This window comes from Bacteroidota bacterium (genome assembly GCA_008933805.1).
Classification (GTDB): domain Bacteria; phylum Bacteroidota; class Bacteroidia; order UBA8524; family UBA8524; genus SB11.
Map to the genome: position 1 here is coordinate 30781 of WBUH01000020.1, position 13880 is coordinate 44660.

Here is a 13880-nt window from a genome sequence, read left to right on the forward strand (position 1 = left end):
AGTAAATACTAACTATGCAGTAAACTATGTTAACCGTTAATTTCAGCCCCTTCCCCACGTTGCACACCGAACGATTGGTGCTGCGCGAAATAAGTCACAAAGATGATGAAGACGTGTTTTTACTGCGCTCAAACAGAGGGTTGATGGAATACATCGACCGTCCGCGTGCCGAAACTATCGACGATGCCAAAATATTGGTACAGCGCATGATGGATATAGTGGCTGCTAACGAGGGTATCAGCTGGGCAATTACCCTTAAAGGCTCTGACAGGTTGATTGGTACCATTGGCTTTTGGCGATTGGTGAAAGAACACTACCGGGGCGAGGTGGGTTATATGCTGCACGCTGATTACCACCGCCAAGGGATAATGAAAGAAGCCTTATTAACTGCTGCCGATTATGCTTTTAAAACCATAAAACTGCATACCATTGAGGCCAATATAAACCCTGCAAATATTCCATCGATAAAGTTGGCCGAAAGCGTAGGTTTTGTGCGAGAAGCCTATTTTAAAGAAAATTATTACTACAACGGCAAATTCTTAGATTCTGCCATCTATACCCTTTTCAATCCCTACGATATAGTAACATAGTAACAGTAATAACACCTTGTTACTACTGTTACTAGTGCACTCTGATATATTTATTCTTCTTTGGCTTAATAACTGAAAGTATCATGCGTTTTAACTCAACTATGAAATAAGAAATCAGTATTAGTAATATTAGAAAACATATATAAACAACAGCCCTTTTAAGAAAAAAATTACAACCAATGGAGGAGATAATTAATGGAATAACTACACCAAATAAAACAATAATTAACAATGAATTGAGCAATGTTATCAGCAATCTATCAGCACCCTTTTCAATTTCGTACATCTTCTCCCATAGTTTAGGCAAATAGGAGCTTTCAAAATCATTTCCAATTTCATCCAGCAAGTCTAAAGTTAATGGCCTATTTTTAAATTTTTCATCTATTTTAACTGCTAGAGTTAATATTCTGTCAAAAGGTTCTTTGGGAATATTACCTAAGGTAAATCTATTTGGAGTCTTATTAATCCCAAAGCTCGCTACATTATTGACGACGCATGCATCTATAAAAAAGAAAGGATACAATTTATCCCTAGCCGTGTCAAGATATAAGAACGTTTCTTCAGACCAATGTATTCGCTTCGGAACTTTATCTAGCTCTGTTAATTTTCTATCAGCGTCTCGGGACACCACTCTTTTTGAAACCAAAGCTTTAAACTTCATATATAGACGAAAACCATAGTATTTGTAATCTTCAGAATCTTTTCCTTCCTCATTGGATATTTCGTTCTGTATTTCTTCATATTTGCCACTTGTATCGTTGTATTCTATTATTGTCAGATTTGGAAACCTATTGTCGATATTTCTTTTCATTTCTGTATTAAAAAAATCATAAGTGATAAGAATATGCGCAATGCTTCTTAGATAAGTTACCTTATTTGATAAAGGTAGAGCTTCTTGAATAAGAATATTTTTCTCTTGCCTTATCTGATATGCTTTTGATATGATAAAGGTTATCAATAACGCTGAAAATATCGCAGTAAAATCAATAATTTTCCCTACCAGATCATCTAACTCAGTTTCCTTTTCAATTGGGTACTTTATAAGTAAGCTAAATACAATGAAAAAGCCTACTAAAATTAGGCTGTAACTTTTTTTCAATGCTCTTAAAAGTCGAAAAGCAGTTTGTATGGACTGTATCATCTTATCAAAGATAATTAACACAAATAACAAAAATATAGTAACACTATAAACACCTTGTTACTACTGTTACTACTAACAAGGTGTGATAATGTTAGTATCTGTTAGTATTTTTGGGCAATGGACAAAGCCCTGCATACCCGACTGATAAAAGAAGAAGCCCGCCGATTGGGTTTTAGCTTTTGCGGTGTGAGTAAAGCAGGCTTTTTAGACGATGAAGCCCGCCGTTTAGAGCGTTGGTTGCAGCAAGGAATGCACGGCCAAATGGGGTACATGGAAAACCATTTTGATAAACGCCTCGACCCTACAAAACTGGTGGAGGGGGCAAAATCAGTGGTGTCGTTTCTATATAATTATTACACCCCGCAGCAACAACAACACGCTGATGCTCCCAAAATAAGCAAGTATGCCTACCACACGGATTATCATTTTGTGGTGAAGGATAAGCTGAAACAACTATTGCAATTTATTACCGATACGATTGGCGAGGTGCACGGACGGGCGTTTGTTGACAGTGCCCCTGTGATGGAGCGGGCTTGGGCTAAGAAAAGTGGTTTGGGCTGGACGGGTAAGCATACCTTGCTGATTAATAAACAACGGGGCAGTTATTTTTTTTTGGGGGAGTTGATTATTGACCTTGAATTGGAGCCTGATGCCCCTATTAAGGACTATTGCGGTACTTGCACCGCCTGCATTGATGCCTGCCCTACGGAGGCGATTACCCCCTATTGGGTAGATGGCAGCAAGTGCATCAGCTATCTTACTATTGAGTTGAAGGACGAGATACCTGCCGAGTTTAAAGGGAAAATGGATAACTGGGCGTTTGGCTGCGATATATGCCAACAGGTATGCCCTTGGAACCGTTTTAGCCAACCCCACAACGAACCTGAGTTTGAACCTCACCCTGATTTGATGACGATGGATGCCCGCCAATGGCACGAAATAACCGAAGATGTGTTTAAGCAACTGTTTAAAAACAGTCCGGTGAAACGTACCGGATACAAAGGCTTAAAGCGTACTCTTACTTTTTTAAAAGGAGATTGATTTGATTACCCCGCAAAAAACAAAACAGTATTTATTTTTTTACGCCGCATTAGTGCTGTTATGTGTTGTAGCCGCCTATTTTTCGTTTTTTATTAATACAAAAAAGCCACACCTATTTCTTCTTCCCGCATCGGCCATTCTCGGATACTTCTTTTCAAGCTTGTTTTGCAACGCTTTATACATACTGCTAAAACAACGAAACAGCACCCGAAACGCCCGATTCAGTCTTATAAAAAACCTTTCCTCGCGTAAATTATCTATCCTCACAAAATCCCTGCTTATTATTATTGTGATTTCTTCGGCATATACAACAAAATACCTGCTGCTAAATAGTACTACCGGTAAATGCGAAGCGCATGTGCTTTGTATGCCATACAGCCGTAGAGGAGGAAGGGTATACTATAACAATAACTGGTATTGCGATAAACGCCTATCGTATCGTATTCCTAACGGGCCGTTGGTAATGCGCCCTATTACTTTTTCTAAATACAAAGCAGGAGAAACGCTTCAAATAGAATATTCAACCCGTTGGCCTGAGATATATAGGGTAATTGAAGTAAGGGAGTAACTTAATCTCCATTCTCTTTCACCTGTGTAATTATGATTTTATCAATACTATGGTTACGTTAAAAATCAGTTGTCACTTTGAATATGCCTGATAAATCAATTACAATTTTTAAAATTATTAAAACGGCTGAAATACCAAATACAAATTTTAAGGATTTATTGAGGTTCATTAAAAGATTTATCAACTGCAAACGTATCGCTAAGGCAAAGAACTCAAACACAGAAACATTAGGCACACTAACACCAACAAAACCAACAACATTTACTTTATTTATATAATACAATTTATACAACCAGTATAATAATTCGATAGATAAAAACAGTAGTCGGTAATTGGTGTTTTGTATTAATGTAGCTGAAAGAGCCAATAGCAATGAAATCGTCGTGTACAAGATGTTTTGAGGTGCAAATATTGGCTGTCTATCAATAATACAACCGTATTGCTGGTCGTTGTCCATGTTTGTTAAAAACCCTATTAGTATTACTACAAATAAAGCGCTGAATAGATAGTTTTTATTGAGTACATACTCCCTAATAGTATTCTCGTTATATTTATACAACACAAAAAATGTAGCAGGAATTACCCAATAAAGGGGGTATTCGAATAGAACTACTCCAATACCTTCATATAAGTCATTCACGTTTTAAAAATAAAACTTATACCGAGAATTTTAACCTGCTAACGGATAATTTAGTCCCCGTTCTCTTTCACCTGTGTAATCATAATTTTATCAATGCGGGCACCGTCCATATCTATCACCTCAAGGCGCAGGTTTTGCCACACAAGTGTATCTTTTTCGCTGGGTATATTTTTTAATTCATGGATAATTAAGCCGCCCACTGTATTAAACGTGTGCTGCATATTACTATCGTCCACTTCAAAATAATTCAAAAAGTCGTAAAACGGATAATCCCCGTCAATAATCCAACTGCCGTCTTCGCGTTGTTGCAGCGTGTAATCTTCTTTATAAAACTCGTCCACATCGCCCACCAACGCCGTTAGCAAATCATTCATAGTTATCAACCCCTGCATCTGGCCGTATTCATCGCTCACTATCGCATGGTGTATGCGGCTTTTCTTAAAATTCTCCAACGCCTCGTATGCCGATAGATGCTCACTGATAAAATGCGGCTGGTGCATGTGCTCGGCTATTTTAAAATCAGGCTTTTGCAGGTGCATAAACAAATCCTTCAGCAAAATATATCCCTCAATCTCGTATTTATCGTTTTCATACACCGGATATACCGAGTGCACCCCCTTGGCTACCTCTTCCCTAATCCTGTCGGGAGAAAAATTAATATCTAGCAATACTACGTCCTGTCGGTGAGTCATCAGCGAGCTTACATTACGGTCGCCCATATTAAATACCCGCTCCATAATATCCTGCTCAATCTCCTGCACTTCACCCGAAGTAGTTCCTTCCTGTATAATCGATTTTATTTCCTCCTCCGTTACTTTGCTATCGGTAGAAGGTTTAATACCCAACAAGGCTATCAACCCATCGGTAACACTGGTAAGCAGCCATACAAACGGAGCTGTGATTTTTGAAATAATATTCATGGGCTGTGCTACCGCTTTGGCAATCTTTTCAGGATTGGTAAGTCCGATACGTTTTGGCAGCAATTCGCCTAATACCAACGAGAAAAACGTAATACACACCAACACCACCACAATGGCAATGGTATTGCTGTAAGGGGCTAATGACTCTATTTTCTCAACATTGGCCTGTAATTGATTGGTAATGTTTTCACCACTATAAATACCCGTTAAAATGCCTATCAGCGTAATGCCGATTTGTACGGTTGAAAGAAATTTATTGGGTGCATTGGATAACTCTAATGCCAGTTTGGCTTTTGAACTACCTTTTTTAGCGGCACTTTCAAGTCTTGATTTACGGGCTGATACCAAAGCGATTTCGGCCATCGAGAATACCCCGTTCAGTAAAATCAATAAAAAAATAAACAGTATTTCCATAGGAATATGAGCAAAGGTAGTAAAACAGCAATAACAGCGATAGATTATAAATCCTCATATCCACAATCGGGAAACCTTGACGGTGACAGTAATAGGCATTTGTCTAAAATATGGTAAAAGGGGCAACGAAAACCAGCGCGCACTGTATCCAATTAAATATTACACCTGTTTTATTAACTAAGCCCCAACCTACTCCAATGGCACTATTTGTACTTAAAAAAGTAAGTCCTAAAAGGGCTATTACCGGAATGGCTTTATTGATGGTTTGTTGCATTGCAAACGCCCAAGACCCTGAGTTTACACAGTTTTATGCAGCACCCGTGTACACCAACCCGGCTTTGGCGGGTACTTCGGCTTGCAGCGATAAGCAGGCAGGCGGACGTATGGTGCTTAATTACCGTAATCAGTGGCCATCGTTACCGGGTAGCTTTAAAACCTTCGCGGCATCTTTCGACCAATATGCGGGCGGGGCACACGGCGGTGTGGGTATGCTTGCCCTGCGTGATGTAGCCGGAGACGGGCTGCTAACTACCACGGCAGTAAGCGGCGTTTATTCATTTATGGGGATGTTTGGCGGCCACAACCACAAACGCTTTGGGTTTAGTTTGGCTATACAAGCGGGCATTATGCAGCGCTCTATTGACTTTAGCCGACTGCATTTTGGCGATGAAATTGTGCCCAAAAGAGGTTTTGTTGAGCCTACCAAAGAAACCTTTGCCACCAACACGGTAACCTATCCCAACTTTTCGGCAGGCGGGCTCATTTATTCAGGGTCGTTTTATGCTGGGGTTGCAGTACACAATATTACCGAGCCTAACCAATCGTTTTTTCACAATACCGGCGAGGGTACTACGCTACCACGCCGTTATACGCTGCACGCGGGTACTGTAATCTCTTTAAAGAAATCGAAGCCCAACCCAATGGAACAACCAATGACCATTTCTCCAAATATATTGATAATGGCGCAGCAGCGATTTTTTCAAACCAATATCGGATTTTACCTGAACAAAGGCTCTTTTGTATCGGGGTTATGGTTTAGGCAAACTGCCCCTAACTCTGATGCTATTATTGCGTTGGTTGGGTTTAAGTTTGATAAATTTAAAATTGGGTATAGCTATGACATTACTGTATCAAGCGCACGGCAAGCTGCACCGGGCTCTCATGAAATCTCGGTTTCTATCGAGTGGTGTGTAAAACGCCGTGTAGGCTGGAAACCTATTAACTGCCCCATTTTGTAGGGTTTGTATTGTCATTCTGAGCGCAGCGAAGAACCTTATTGCAATTGTGCCAACAGAGCGGGATAAGAGGCTTCCTTTGTCAGCAGGACAGGGCTATTGCAGCCGCACTCCTTCGGCAGGCTCAGGATGGGCAACAGCACTTGTTCGTCGTGCTTAAAGTCCCCTTTAGGGGATTTAGGGGTTGTAGCTTACCTCACCCGAAGGGCAAGGATGGTTGAATTACTCAACTTCGCCCTCTCCTAAACGCGAGGGGTGGTTGGGCAGGGCGCAAGCCTTCCCTCTTGATAGGGTGAAACCGCACATTCATACCAACCGCACCCCTTCGACAGGCTCAGGATGGGCAACAGCACTTGCACGTCGTTGGGTAAAGTCCCCTTTAGGGGATTTAGGGGTTGTAGCTTACCTCACCCGAAGGGCAAGGATGGTTGAATTGCTCAACTTTGCCCTCTCCTAAAGGCGAGGAGTGGTTGGGCAGGGCGCAAGCCTTCCCTCTTGATAGGGTGAAACCGCACATTCATACCAACCGCACCCCTTCGACAGGCTCAGGATGGGCAACAGCACTTGCGCCTGTCTATCGTCATTGCGAAAAACTGCTTTTGAGTTTTGAAGCAATCCGTTTGTATTGATGGGGCAGGGATTGCTTCGGGAGACCTCGCAATGACGGGGAAACCTCTGTCCTGCTGACGAAGAAGCATCTTATCTCGCCTTGTTTACACAGTTGTTATAAGGTGCTACGCTGCGCTCAGAATGACAGGATAAGGCGTTTCCCTTTAGAATTTTAAATACCTGTCTTTAAGCCCTCCTCCTATCAATAGGTTGTTGTGCAGGTATGAGCAACCACTCAAATTTTAACTTCTTGTTTTTTTAGTGTTAATTTGGAGGTACACCGAATGAAGAAACAATTACTTGCTATTTATTGGCTGCTTGCAATACCCTTTTGCCTCTCAGCCCAAAACCCCAACTCTGATAGTGCTGTTATACGCCGTATGTTTGATGAAGCCTTGCTGCGTGGCAAAGCCCACCCCATGTTGGGCGAGTTATGCAAAACCGCACCGGGACGTGTAAGCGGTTCGGCAAATGCACAAAAAGCTGTTGAATGGGGATATAAAACCATGAGCGATTTGGGGTTTGATACCGTGTTTTTACAACCTTGTATGGTGCCCCATTGGGTGCGTGGCGACGCTGAAGAAGCAAAAATTATTGGTAAGCGCGTAAAGGAGAAGGTTAACATTTGTGCCTTGGGAGGTAGTATAGGAACGGGCAAAAAAGGAATAAAAGCCCAAGTAATCGAAGTAAAAAGCATTGAAGAGGTTGAAAAACTGGGGCGTGATAAGGTAGAAGGTAAAATTGTGTTTTACAGTCGCCCTATGGATGCCCGTAAAATATATACGTTTGCCGCTTATGGCAGTTGTGTCGATCAACGGGTTTGGGGTGCCAAAGAAGCTGCCAAACACGGTGCGGTGGGTGTTATTGTCCGATCGATGAATTTATCACAAGATAAGCATCCGCACACGGGTACGTTGGTGTATGATGACAGTGTGCAGAAAATACCCGCAGCGGCGATTAGCACCGAGGATGCTGATAAACTAAGCCTGCTGCTGCAAAGCGAGCCCGAATTGCAGTTCTATTTCCGCCAAACGTGTGAAACCTTGCCCGATGTACTTTCGTACAACGTAGTAGGAGAAATACGCGGCACAGAGTTTCCGCAAGAGTATGTGATTACAGGTGGCCACTTGGATGCTTGGGATAATGGCGAAGGCGCACACGATGACGGTGCGGGTTGTGTACACTCGATAGAGGCTGTAAGGATATTTAAAGCGTTGGGTATCCGTCCCAAACGTACCATACGTGCTGTGTTGTTTATGAACGAAGAAAACGGGTTAAAGGGTGCCTTGCAATATGCCCGCCAAGCGGATAGTTTGCAAGAAAAACATATTGCAGCGATTGAAAGCGATAGAGGCGGTTTCACACCCCGCGGTTTTCATTTAGAGGGAGATTCGGGCAAGATAGAGTTGGTGCGCCAATGGGTGAAATTGTTTGAGCCTTACGGTCTGCATGATTTTGCCAACGGTGGCGGCGGAGCAGACATCAGTCCCCTAAAAAAATCACAAAAAGGTATTTTGCTGGCAGGGTTCGTGCCTGACTCTCAACGATATTTTGATTTCCACCATGCCAACACCGACCGCTTTGAGAACGTCAATAAAAGAGAACTTGAATTAGGTGCAGCATCCATTGCTGCGTTTATGTATTTATTAACACAACATGGGTATTAAATCGTTACCAAAATATACTGCATTGGCAATGGCCTTTGGCCTTGCTTTGTCTGTACAAGGGCAACAAAACGGCTTGCCTGCCATTGCCCCAAACGCGGTGCATACCATAAATGGGTTGGATGCCGAGCAAATGTATGCCGAAGATAACAGCCGTAAAAAGCCTTACCACCCTGAGAACGTAGGCCGATTATTAGTTGTAAACCTCACCCCCTACAACTCGGGTGAGTGGATTACAACCGATAAAGGTTCTGTTTGGCGGTTAAAAGTGAAGCTTGACGGAGCAAAAGCCGTTACCCTGCTGGGTAAGATGGAAAATATGCCCAACGGAGCATCGCTGATTGTTTATGGTAATAATACACCGGCAGTAAAAAACACGTACAAAACGGCTGATTTTTCTACCCAAAATATCATCTCTACCACTCCCGTTGCAGGGCAAGAAGCAGTGATTGAGTATTTTGTGCCTAACGGAACCAGCAATACTGCACATTTAACAATTGAAAGGCTTTGCTACATTTACCGATATACCGACCCCAACGAAACCCAAACCGATGGCTTTGGTGATGCCTCAAGCTGTAATGTAAATGTAAATTGCAGCGAAGGTGATAACTGGAGAAACCAACGCAATTCGGTGGTGCGCATTTTAAGTTATACTGATTTTAATACCCAATGGTGCACGGGGACGATGGTAAACAATACCTCGCAAAAAATTAAACCGTATTTGTTAACGGCCATGCACTGCGGTTTAGGTTTTAATGATAGTTTGAGCAACGATACCATGTTTAAATACTGGTTGTTTACGTTTAACTACCAAGCCCCCTCGTGTGCAAACCCCATGAGCGAAGGCAATCTTGCCGATAATAAAATTACAGGCTCAAAAGTGTTGGCACATACAGAAGACAAAGGCGGCGAGCTGGGAAGCGATTTTTTGTTGCTTGAAATTACCCAACCCATCCCCCCAAGCTACGGAGTGTATTATTCAGGTTGGAGTTTGGATACTACCGAAGATTATACCGATAGCGCAGTATGCATCCATCACCCTAAATACGATATCAAAAAAATATCTACCTCTACATGGCCGCTTAAAAAAGGGGCTCCCTACCCTACTTCTCCCGATAATACCCATTGGGAAGTGTTATGGTCGGCCACTGCCAACGGTCATGGAGTTACCGAACCAGGCTCATCCGGTTCAGCATTATTTAATAAAAAAGGGTACCTGATTGGAACCCTTACGGGCGGAAGTGCATCTTGTAATAAGTTGAACGGTACTGATTTTTACGGCCGATTGGATTGGCATTGGGACAAAAACGGCTCAACGCCGCGCAGCCGTTTGAAAGATTGGCTAGACTCGACCAATACCGGAGTTACCAGCGTAAGCGGAGCATACTTATACCCCGAAAGTGTAGGCGAAACTGTTGAAAAAGATAAACTGACACTATACCCCAACCCTGCCAATAATTGGCTGCGTATTAGCGGCAGTGAGTTTGATAATGCCACCATCACCACTGTTTTGGGGCAACAATTACAAACTATTGCGCTACAAAACGGTTGGTTACATATAGAAACACTGCCTGCGGGCGTTTATATAGTGAGTGTCAACAATGGCAACACTACCTACACGGGCAGGTTTATAAAACAATAACAGGATAAAGAGTAACAGGAATAATGAGAGTAGTTGTAGTAATTATTAGTTTGCTGGCCGCAATCAGTATGTATAGTTGCAAAACGGGGAAAAATGCAGCCGTAAAACCTCTTTCGCCCCACACGGATACACTGAAAATGCTTGTAAACTACCAAACCGATACACTTACTGTATTTGTGAAGCGAATTGTTGTAAGCGATAGTCTTTTTGGTCTTGACGAAGGCTCAGTTGATTTTAATATTGTGCATACAGAGCAAAAAGACAGTATTTTGTTCATCACCATCAGTAGTTATTTCAACTGCAAAAAGGATGATTTTAAGTTATACCAAAGTAAGATTGAGCTAAAAACTTACCCTGTACGTTTGCGCTGCCGTATTTCTAAGGGTGAGCCCAAAGAGTGTGAAGAAAAACCCGCCATGTACACCTTGGCAGTAGATATAAGGGATATTCTAAGCAACCATGCCGAGGCAAACCTTATGTTTACCGGGTTTAATAAATTGGTAACCGTTAAACGTTACAAATAATGGCAATTTGACACGGCTGTGCTATTGGCCTTGTTTTTGCGATATTTGCAGTATAAAACCATACCCATTATGGAAGTAGTAGATGCACCCAAAACCCTTGCCCCTTCGCCCATTACGTTTACTGAAGGTGCGCGTACCGAATTATTAAAGCTGATAAACACGCTGAGTATTTCTGACGAGCAGGGACTACGTATTGGTGTAAAAGGCGGCGGCTGTTCGGGCTTATCGTACCTGTTGGCTTTTGACAGTAAGGAAGAAGGTGATACGGAGTACATGGCCGACGGTATTAAAATACTGATGAACAAAGCCCACTTAATGTATTTGGTAGGTATGCAGGTAGATTGGGAAGACGGACTGAATAACAAAGGCTTTACGTTTAGCAATCCTAATGCTACAACTACCTGCGGCTGCGGCACTTCGTTTGCGGCGGGGTAATATTTTACGAACGCGATAACAAATAAAACGTCCAAGAACAAAAAATCCCCGAATAGGACGGAAACCTTTCGGGGATTGTATTAAATATACTCAGTATAGTACTACCAATGCACAGTGTCGTATGGGTAATACTTTTGTTCCTTCAAGCTGCTGTCGTCAATGCCTTTTAATTATACTATTGTGGCCGTTTCCCATGCCCATATAGAGCTAATCCTCCCCATAGCGTTTAACCGTTTTTTCTATTGTTCCGTCCTCATTAAGGGTTAGATACACATTTGCATGACTGTGAAATATTAACAAGGGTGCCCCTGTTTCATCATCAATATACAAAAAAGCAAGTCGCCTAGGGGTAAATTGTATCGCAATCTGATAAGCTACAACCCAAGTAGGTTTAGAAAATCTATTGTCTTTTTTATCCACTGCGATTGCTTTTAATTCAACAGATTTGTCATATGGAAATTCGAGTTTCCTTAAAACGTCTTTTGCGATGTCTAAAATTTCTTTTTCTGTATGTTTCATGAATAAATTTCATTTATCAGCAATGTACTGCTAACAAAAAAAATCCCCGAATAGTAGGTAAACTATAGAAATACGTTAAGTAAGCATTAGCTTTAATATACGTTCTAGCATTTTGTTAAATGAATCAAAAACTTCAACTACATCCCCACTATAACGATCCAGTAACTCAAAATTCATTTCCGTTTTATTAAAAACAAAAGTGTATTGCCCTGATTCAGCAAAAAAGATATACCTTCTGTTTTCTTTATCCTGATCATACCAAACTTCGTTGTTTTCAAAAATGCCGTACAAAACATTATTTACATCAAAATCATTTGATGAATAAATTATTACTCCATTTTCCTCCAACCCATTACAAATCTTCAAAAATTCTAAGTATCCATCGTCCAAACTTGTTTTAAAATACTCTTTAAATTTTATGCGAAATGAATCAACATCTTTATTGTCCAGTCCTTGAGGAATAGAAAGCCCAAACTCTCCCCTATCATTTTTTATTTCTGCGATAAGTGTTTCAATGCTACTCATTAAATTTCTTAAAATAACTAAATGCAAGTTTAACCCCTCTTATTCAAGATAATCAAATTCAATAATGCCTGATAAATTCATCTATTTTTTTTGTTTTCATATCTCACCACCTAAAAATTCTTCTAATGTATTAGCAACAAAAATTCCTTCCTCGTCCCCTGTATCAAGGAACCAGCAAAAAATCTCACCATAGTTTTTTTTATCAATAGATATACAATATGGATTACCGAACGCATCGTATGCAATAGGAACATAATTTTTAGGGATGATATCTTCAATTAATTGGAAATCAGTAATTGCATTTTCTAACAATGCTTCGTTTCTTGTTAAACTGTAGAACCCTCCAATTGATCCTTCTTCGCCGTCAATATAAATACAATCTTCTGAAGGAATGCCCCCGTTAAACCTCAACAGCAGTTTCTTATAGTTTTGAGGAAGTCTTATGTTAAACTTGGCTTCAAAATCATCAATATCCTTTTGAATAATCGGATTACCAACATCATAAAAATCAATTTTTTTCATTCTTCTAATTCTTCAATAGGACCATGGGGTCCCACAGTGTACAAGACTTCACCTGTATTTGCATCAATTCTAACCCCCATCGCTCGCGCACCCATTCCCCATGGGGCTCCATACCCAACAACATAGGTATCAATATACTGTCCTTCCCTTACTCCATAGAAAACTTTCATTTCTTTAAAAACCAAAATCTTTCTATTTCCTCAACAGAATTTATTGATGTAAAACTCCTCTTTTTCTCTTTTAAATAATTTTTAGCAATCTCCAATGCTTGTTTTGGTGTTATCATAATCAATATAATAATTGATTAATTTCAATTTCTCTAAAACTTTAGGGTGTTTTTCAATATCAAAACTATATTATATTTTCAATTATATACTGCAAAAAAATTAAGGGTTAACAAATTTTTGAGGTGTAATTAAATATAGTATCGCACCATCTTTTGCATCTAACATGACGAATGACACTTTAACTTCATCACCCCAAACCTCACCAAAGCCAATACTATAAGTGCTGTGAACTTCACCAAGTTTTGCTCCAAAAGGAATAACATGGGTTTCTTCAAAATAAATTTTATCATTGGAATCGATAAATGTGAAATCACGAGAGTTTTGTTTCAAATACTCTTCTGCCAGTTTTCTAGCAACTTCTTTGGTTATCATACTATTTTACTTGCGAATTTAGTATTGTATTAATGTCTATTTCTTTTCTAACAATTGGAACTTTATTGATGTCAATATAAATACAATCTTCTGAAGGAATGCCCCCGTTAAACCTCAACAGCAGTTTCTTATAGTTTTGAGGAAGTCTTATGTTAAACTTGGCTTCAAAATCATCAATATCCTTTTGAATAATCGGATTACCAACATCATAAAAATCAATTTTTTTCATTCC

Annotated in this window: 18 protein-coding genes; 10 read left to right on the forward strand and 8 right to left on the reverse strand. The window is 40.5% G+C overall.

Annotated features, from left to right (window positions below; translation table 11 throughout):
* The first annotated feature begins 26 nt into the window (after positions 1 to 26).
* Entirely contained in the window at positions 27 to 590 is a 564-nt protein-coding gene (locus F9K23_16515; protein KAB2913626.1) for a GNAT family N-acetyltransferase, read from the forward strand.
* Positions 591 to 621: 31 nt separating this feature from the next.
* Here F9K23_16515 and F9K23_16520 read toward each other — a convergent pair whose 3' ends face one another.
* On the reverse strand, positions 622 to 1689 hold the full coding sequence (locus tag F9K23_16520) for a hypothetical protein (GenBank protein ID KAB2913627.1): 1068 nt from the start codon (positions 1687 to 1689) through the stop codon (positions 622 to 624).
* Between the two features lie 159 nt (positions 1690 to 1848).
* Between F9K23_16520 and queG the strand changes: the two genes are divergently transcribed.
* Positions 1849 to 2772: a tRNA epoxyqueuosine(34) reductase QueG gene (queG, locus tag F9K23_16525; protein ID KAB2913628.1), complete on the forward strand. Its 924-nt coding sequence runs from the start codon at positions 1849 to 1851 to the stop codon at positions 2770 to 2772.
* A 1-nt stretch (position 2773) separates the two neighbouring features.
* Positions 2774 to 3340: a hypothetical protein gene (locus tag F9K23_16530; protein KAB2913629.1), complete on the forward strand. Its 567-nt coding sequence runs from the start codon at positions 2774 to 2776 to the stop codon at positions 3338 to 3340.
* 58 nt (positions 3341 to 3398) lie between these two features.
* On the opposite strand, the gene F9K23_16535 is transcribed toward F9K23_16530, so the two are convergent.
* Both F9K23_16535 and F9K23_16540 read right to left on the reverse strand, forming a co-directional pair.
* Complete coding sequence (locus F9K23_16535; GenBank protein ID KAB2913630.1) at positions 3399 to 3980, reverse strand: hypothetical protein; 582 nt, start codon at positions 3978 to 3980, stop codon at positions 3399 to 3401.
* A 50-nt stretch (positions 3981 to 4030) separates the two neighbouring features.
* Entirely contained in the window at positions 4031 to 5314 is a 1284-nt protein-coding gene (locus F9K23_16540) for an HlyC/CorC family transporter (protein KAB2913631.1), read from the reverse strand.
* Between the two features lie 110 nt (positions 5315 to 5424).
* Here F9K23_16540 and F9K23_16545 point away from each other — a divergent pair, with 110 nt between their 5' ends.
* The 7 genes from F9K23_16545 to F9K23_16575 all read left to right on the forward strand — a co-directional run bounded on the left by F9K23_16545 (position 5425) and on the right by F9K23_16575 (position 11423).
* On the forward strand, positions 5425 to 6552 hold the full coding sequence (locus tag F9K23_16545) for a type IX secretion system membrane protein PorP/SprF (GenBank protein ID KAB2913632.1): 1128 nt from the start codon (positions 5425 to 5427) through the stop codon (positions 6550 to 6552).
* Positions 6553 to 6766: 214 nt separating this feature from the next.
* The gene (locus tag F9K23_16550) at positions 6767 to 7006 is read left to right on the forward strand and encodes a hypothetical protein (protein ID KAB2913633.1); all 240 of its coding nucleotides are present in this window, start codon (positions 6767 to 6769) and stop codon (positions 7004 to 7006) included.
* On the forward strand, positions 6993 to 7178 hold the full coding sequence (locus F9K23_16555; protein ID KAB2913634.1) for a hypothetical protein: 186 nt from the start codon (positions 6993 to 6995) through the stop codon (positions 7176 to 7178). The genes F9K23_16550 and F9K23_16555 overlap by 14 nt, the downstream gene beginning before the upstream one ends.
* A gap of 264 nt (positions 7179 to 7442) precedes the next feature.
* Entirely contained in the window at positions 7443 to 8825 is a 1383-nt protein-coding gene (locus tag F9K23_16560; GenBank protein ID KAB2913635.1) for a M20/M25/M40 family metallo-hydrolase, read from the forward strand.
* On the forward strand, positions 8815 to 10464 hold the full coding sequence (locus F9K23_16565) for a T9SS type A sorting domain-containing protein (GenBank protein KAB2913636.1): 1650 nt from the start codon (positions 8815 to 8817) through the stop codon (positions 10462 to 10464). The genes F9K23_16560 and F9K23_16565 overlap by 11 nt, the downstream gene beginning before the upstream one ends.
* A gap of 23 nt (positions 10465 to 10487) precedes the next feature.
* Positions 10488 to 10988 carry a hypothetical protein gene (locus tag F9K23_16570; protein KAB2913637.1) on the forward strand — a complete coding sequence of 167 codons (501 nt, stop codon included), beginning with the start codon at positions 10488 to 10490 and terminating at the stop codon, positions 10986 to 10988.
* 69 nt (positions 10989 to 11057) lie between these two features.
* Positions 11058 to 11423: an iron-sulfur cluster assembly accessory protein gene (locus F9K23_16575; GenBank protein KAB2913638.1), complete on the forward strand. Its 366-nt coding sequence runs from the start codon at positions 11058 to 11060 to the stop codon at positions 11421 to 11423.
* 207 nt (positions 11424 to 11630) lie between these two features.
* Here F9K23_16575 and F9K23_16580 read toward each other — a convergent pair whose 3' ends face one another.
* From F9K23_16580 to F9K23_16600, 5 genes are all read right to left on the reverse strand, one after another.
* Positions 11631 to 11942, reverse strand: coding sequence for a hypothetical protein (locus F9K23_16580; GenBank protein ID KAB2913639.1), 312 nt, complete (start codon positions 11940 to 11942; stop codon positions 11631 to 11633).
* 75 nt (positions 11943 to 12017) lie between these two features.
* The gene (locus F9K23_16585; GenBank protein KAB2913640.1) at positions 12018 to 12467 is read right to left on the reverse strand and encodes an SMI1/KNR4 family protein; all 450 of its coding nucleotides are present in this window, start codon (positions 12465 to 12467) and stop codon (positions 12018 to 12020) included.
* 96 nt (positions 12468 to 12563) lie between these two features.
* Positions 12564 to 12989, reverse strand: coding sequence for an SMI1/KNR4 family protein (locus tag F9K23_16590; protein ID KAB2913641.1), 426 nt, complete (start codon positions 12987 to 12989; stop codon positions 12564 to 12566).
* 386 nt (positions 12990 to 13375) lie between these two features.
* Entirely contained in the window at positions 13376 to 13648 is a 273-nt protein-coding gene (locus F9K23_16595) for a hypothetical protein (GenBank protein ID KAB2913642.1), read from the reverse strand.
* 1 nt (position 13649) lies between these two features.
* Positions 13650 to 13877: an SMI1/KNR4 family protein gene (locus F9K23_16600; protein KAB2913643.1), complete on the reverse strand. Its 228-nt coding sequence runs from the start codon at positions 13875 to 13877 to the stop codon at positions 13650 to 13652.
* Positions 13878 to 13880: the final 3 nt, after the last annotated feature.

Excerpts from the sequence above, each read along its gene's own strand:
- F9K23_16515 (KAB2913626.1), top strand. The coding sequence starts at position 27 with ATGTTAACCGTTAATTTCAGCCCCTTCCCCACGTTGCACACCGAACGA.
- queG (KAB2913628.1), top strand. The coding sequence starts at position 1,849 with ATGGACAAAGCCCTGCATACCCGACTGATAAAAGAAGAAGCCCGCCGA.
- F9K23_16540 (KAB2913631.1), bottom strand. The coding sequence starts at position 5,314 with ATGGAAATACTGTTTATTTTTTTATTGATTTTACTGAACGGGGTATTC.
- F9K23_16545 (KAB2913632.1), top strand. The coding sequence starts at position 5,425 with ATGGTAAAAGGGGCAACGAAAACCAGCGCGCACTGTATCCAATTAAAT.
- F9K23_16560 (KAB2913635.1), top strand. The coding sequence starts at position 7,443 with ATGAAGAAACAATTACTTGCTATTTATTGGCTGCTTGCAATACCCTTT.
- F9K23_16565 (KAB2913636.1), top strand. The coding sequence starts at position 8,815 with ATGGGTATTAAATCGTTACCAAAATATACTGCATTGGCAATGGCCTTT.
- F9K23_16570 (KAB2913637.1), top strand. The coding sequence starts at position 10,488 with ATGAGAGTAGTTGTAGTAATTATTAGTTTGCTGGCCGCAATCAGTATG.
- F9K23_16575 (KAB2913638.1), top strand. The coding sequence starts at position 11,058 with ATGGAAGTAGTAGATGCACCCAAAACCCTTGCCCCTTCGCCCATTACG.
- F9K23_16580 (KAB2913639.1), bottom strand. The coding sequence starts at position 11,942 with ATGAAACATACAGAAAAAGAAATTTTAGACATCGCAAAAGACGTTTTA.
- F9K23_16585 (KAB2913640.1), bottom strand. The coding sequence starts at position 12,467 with ATGAGTAGCATTGAAACACTTATCGCAGAAATAAAAAATGATAGGGGA.
- F9K23_16590 (KAB2913641.1), bottom strand. The coding sequence starts at position 12,989 with ATGAAAAAAATTGATTTTTATGATGTTGGTAATCCGATTATTCAAAAG.
- F9K23_16595 (KAB2913642.1), bottom strand. The coding sequence starts at position 13,648 with ATGATAACCAAAGAAGTTGCTAGAAAACTGGCAGAAGAGTATTTGAAA.
- F9K23_16600 (KAB2913643.1), bottom strand. The coding sequence starts at position 13,877 with ATGAAAAAAATTGATTTTTATGATGTTGGTAATCCGATTATTCAAAAG.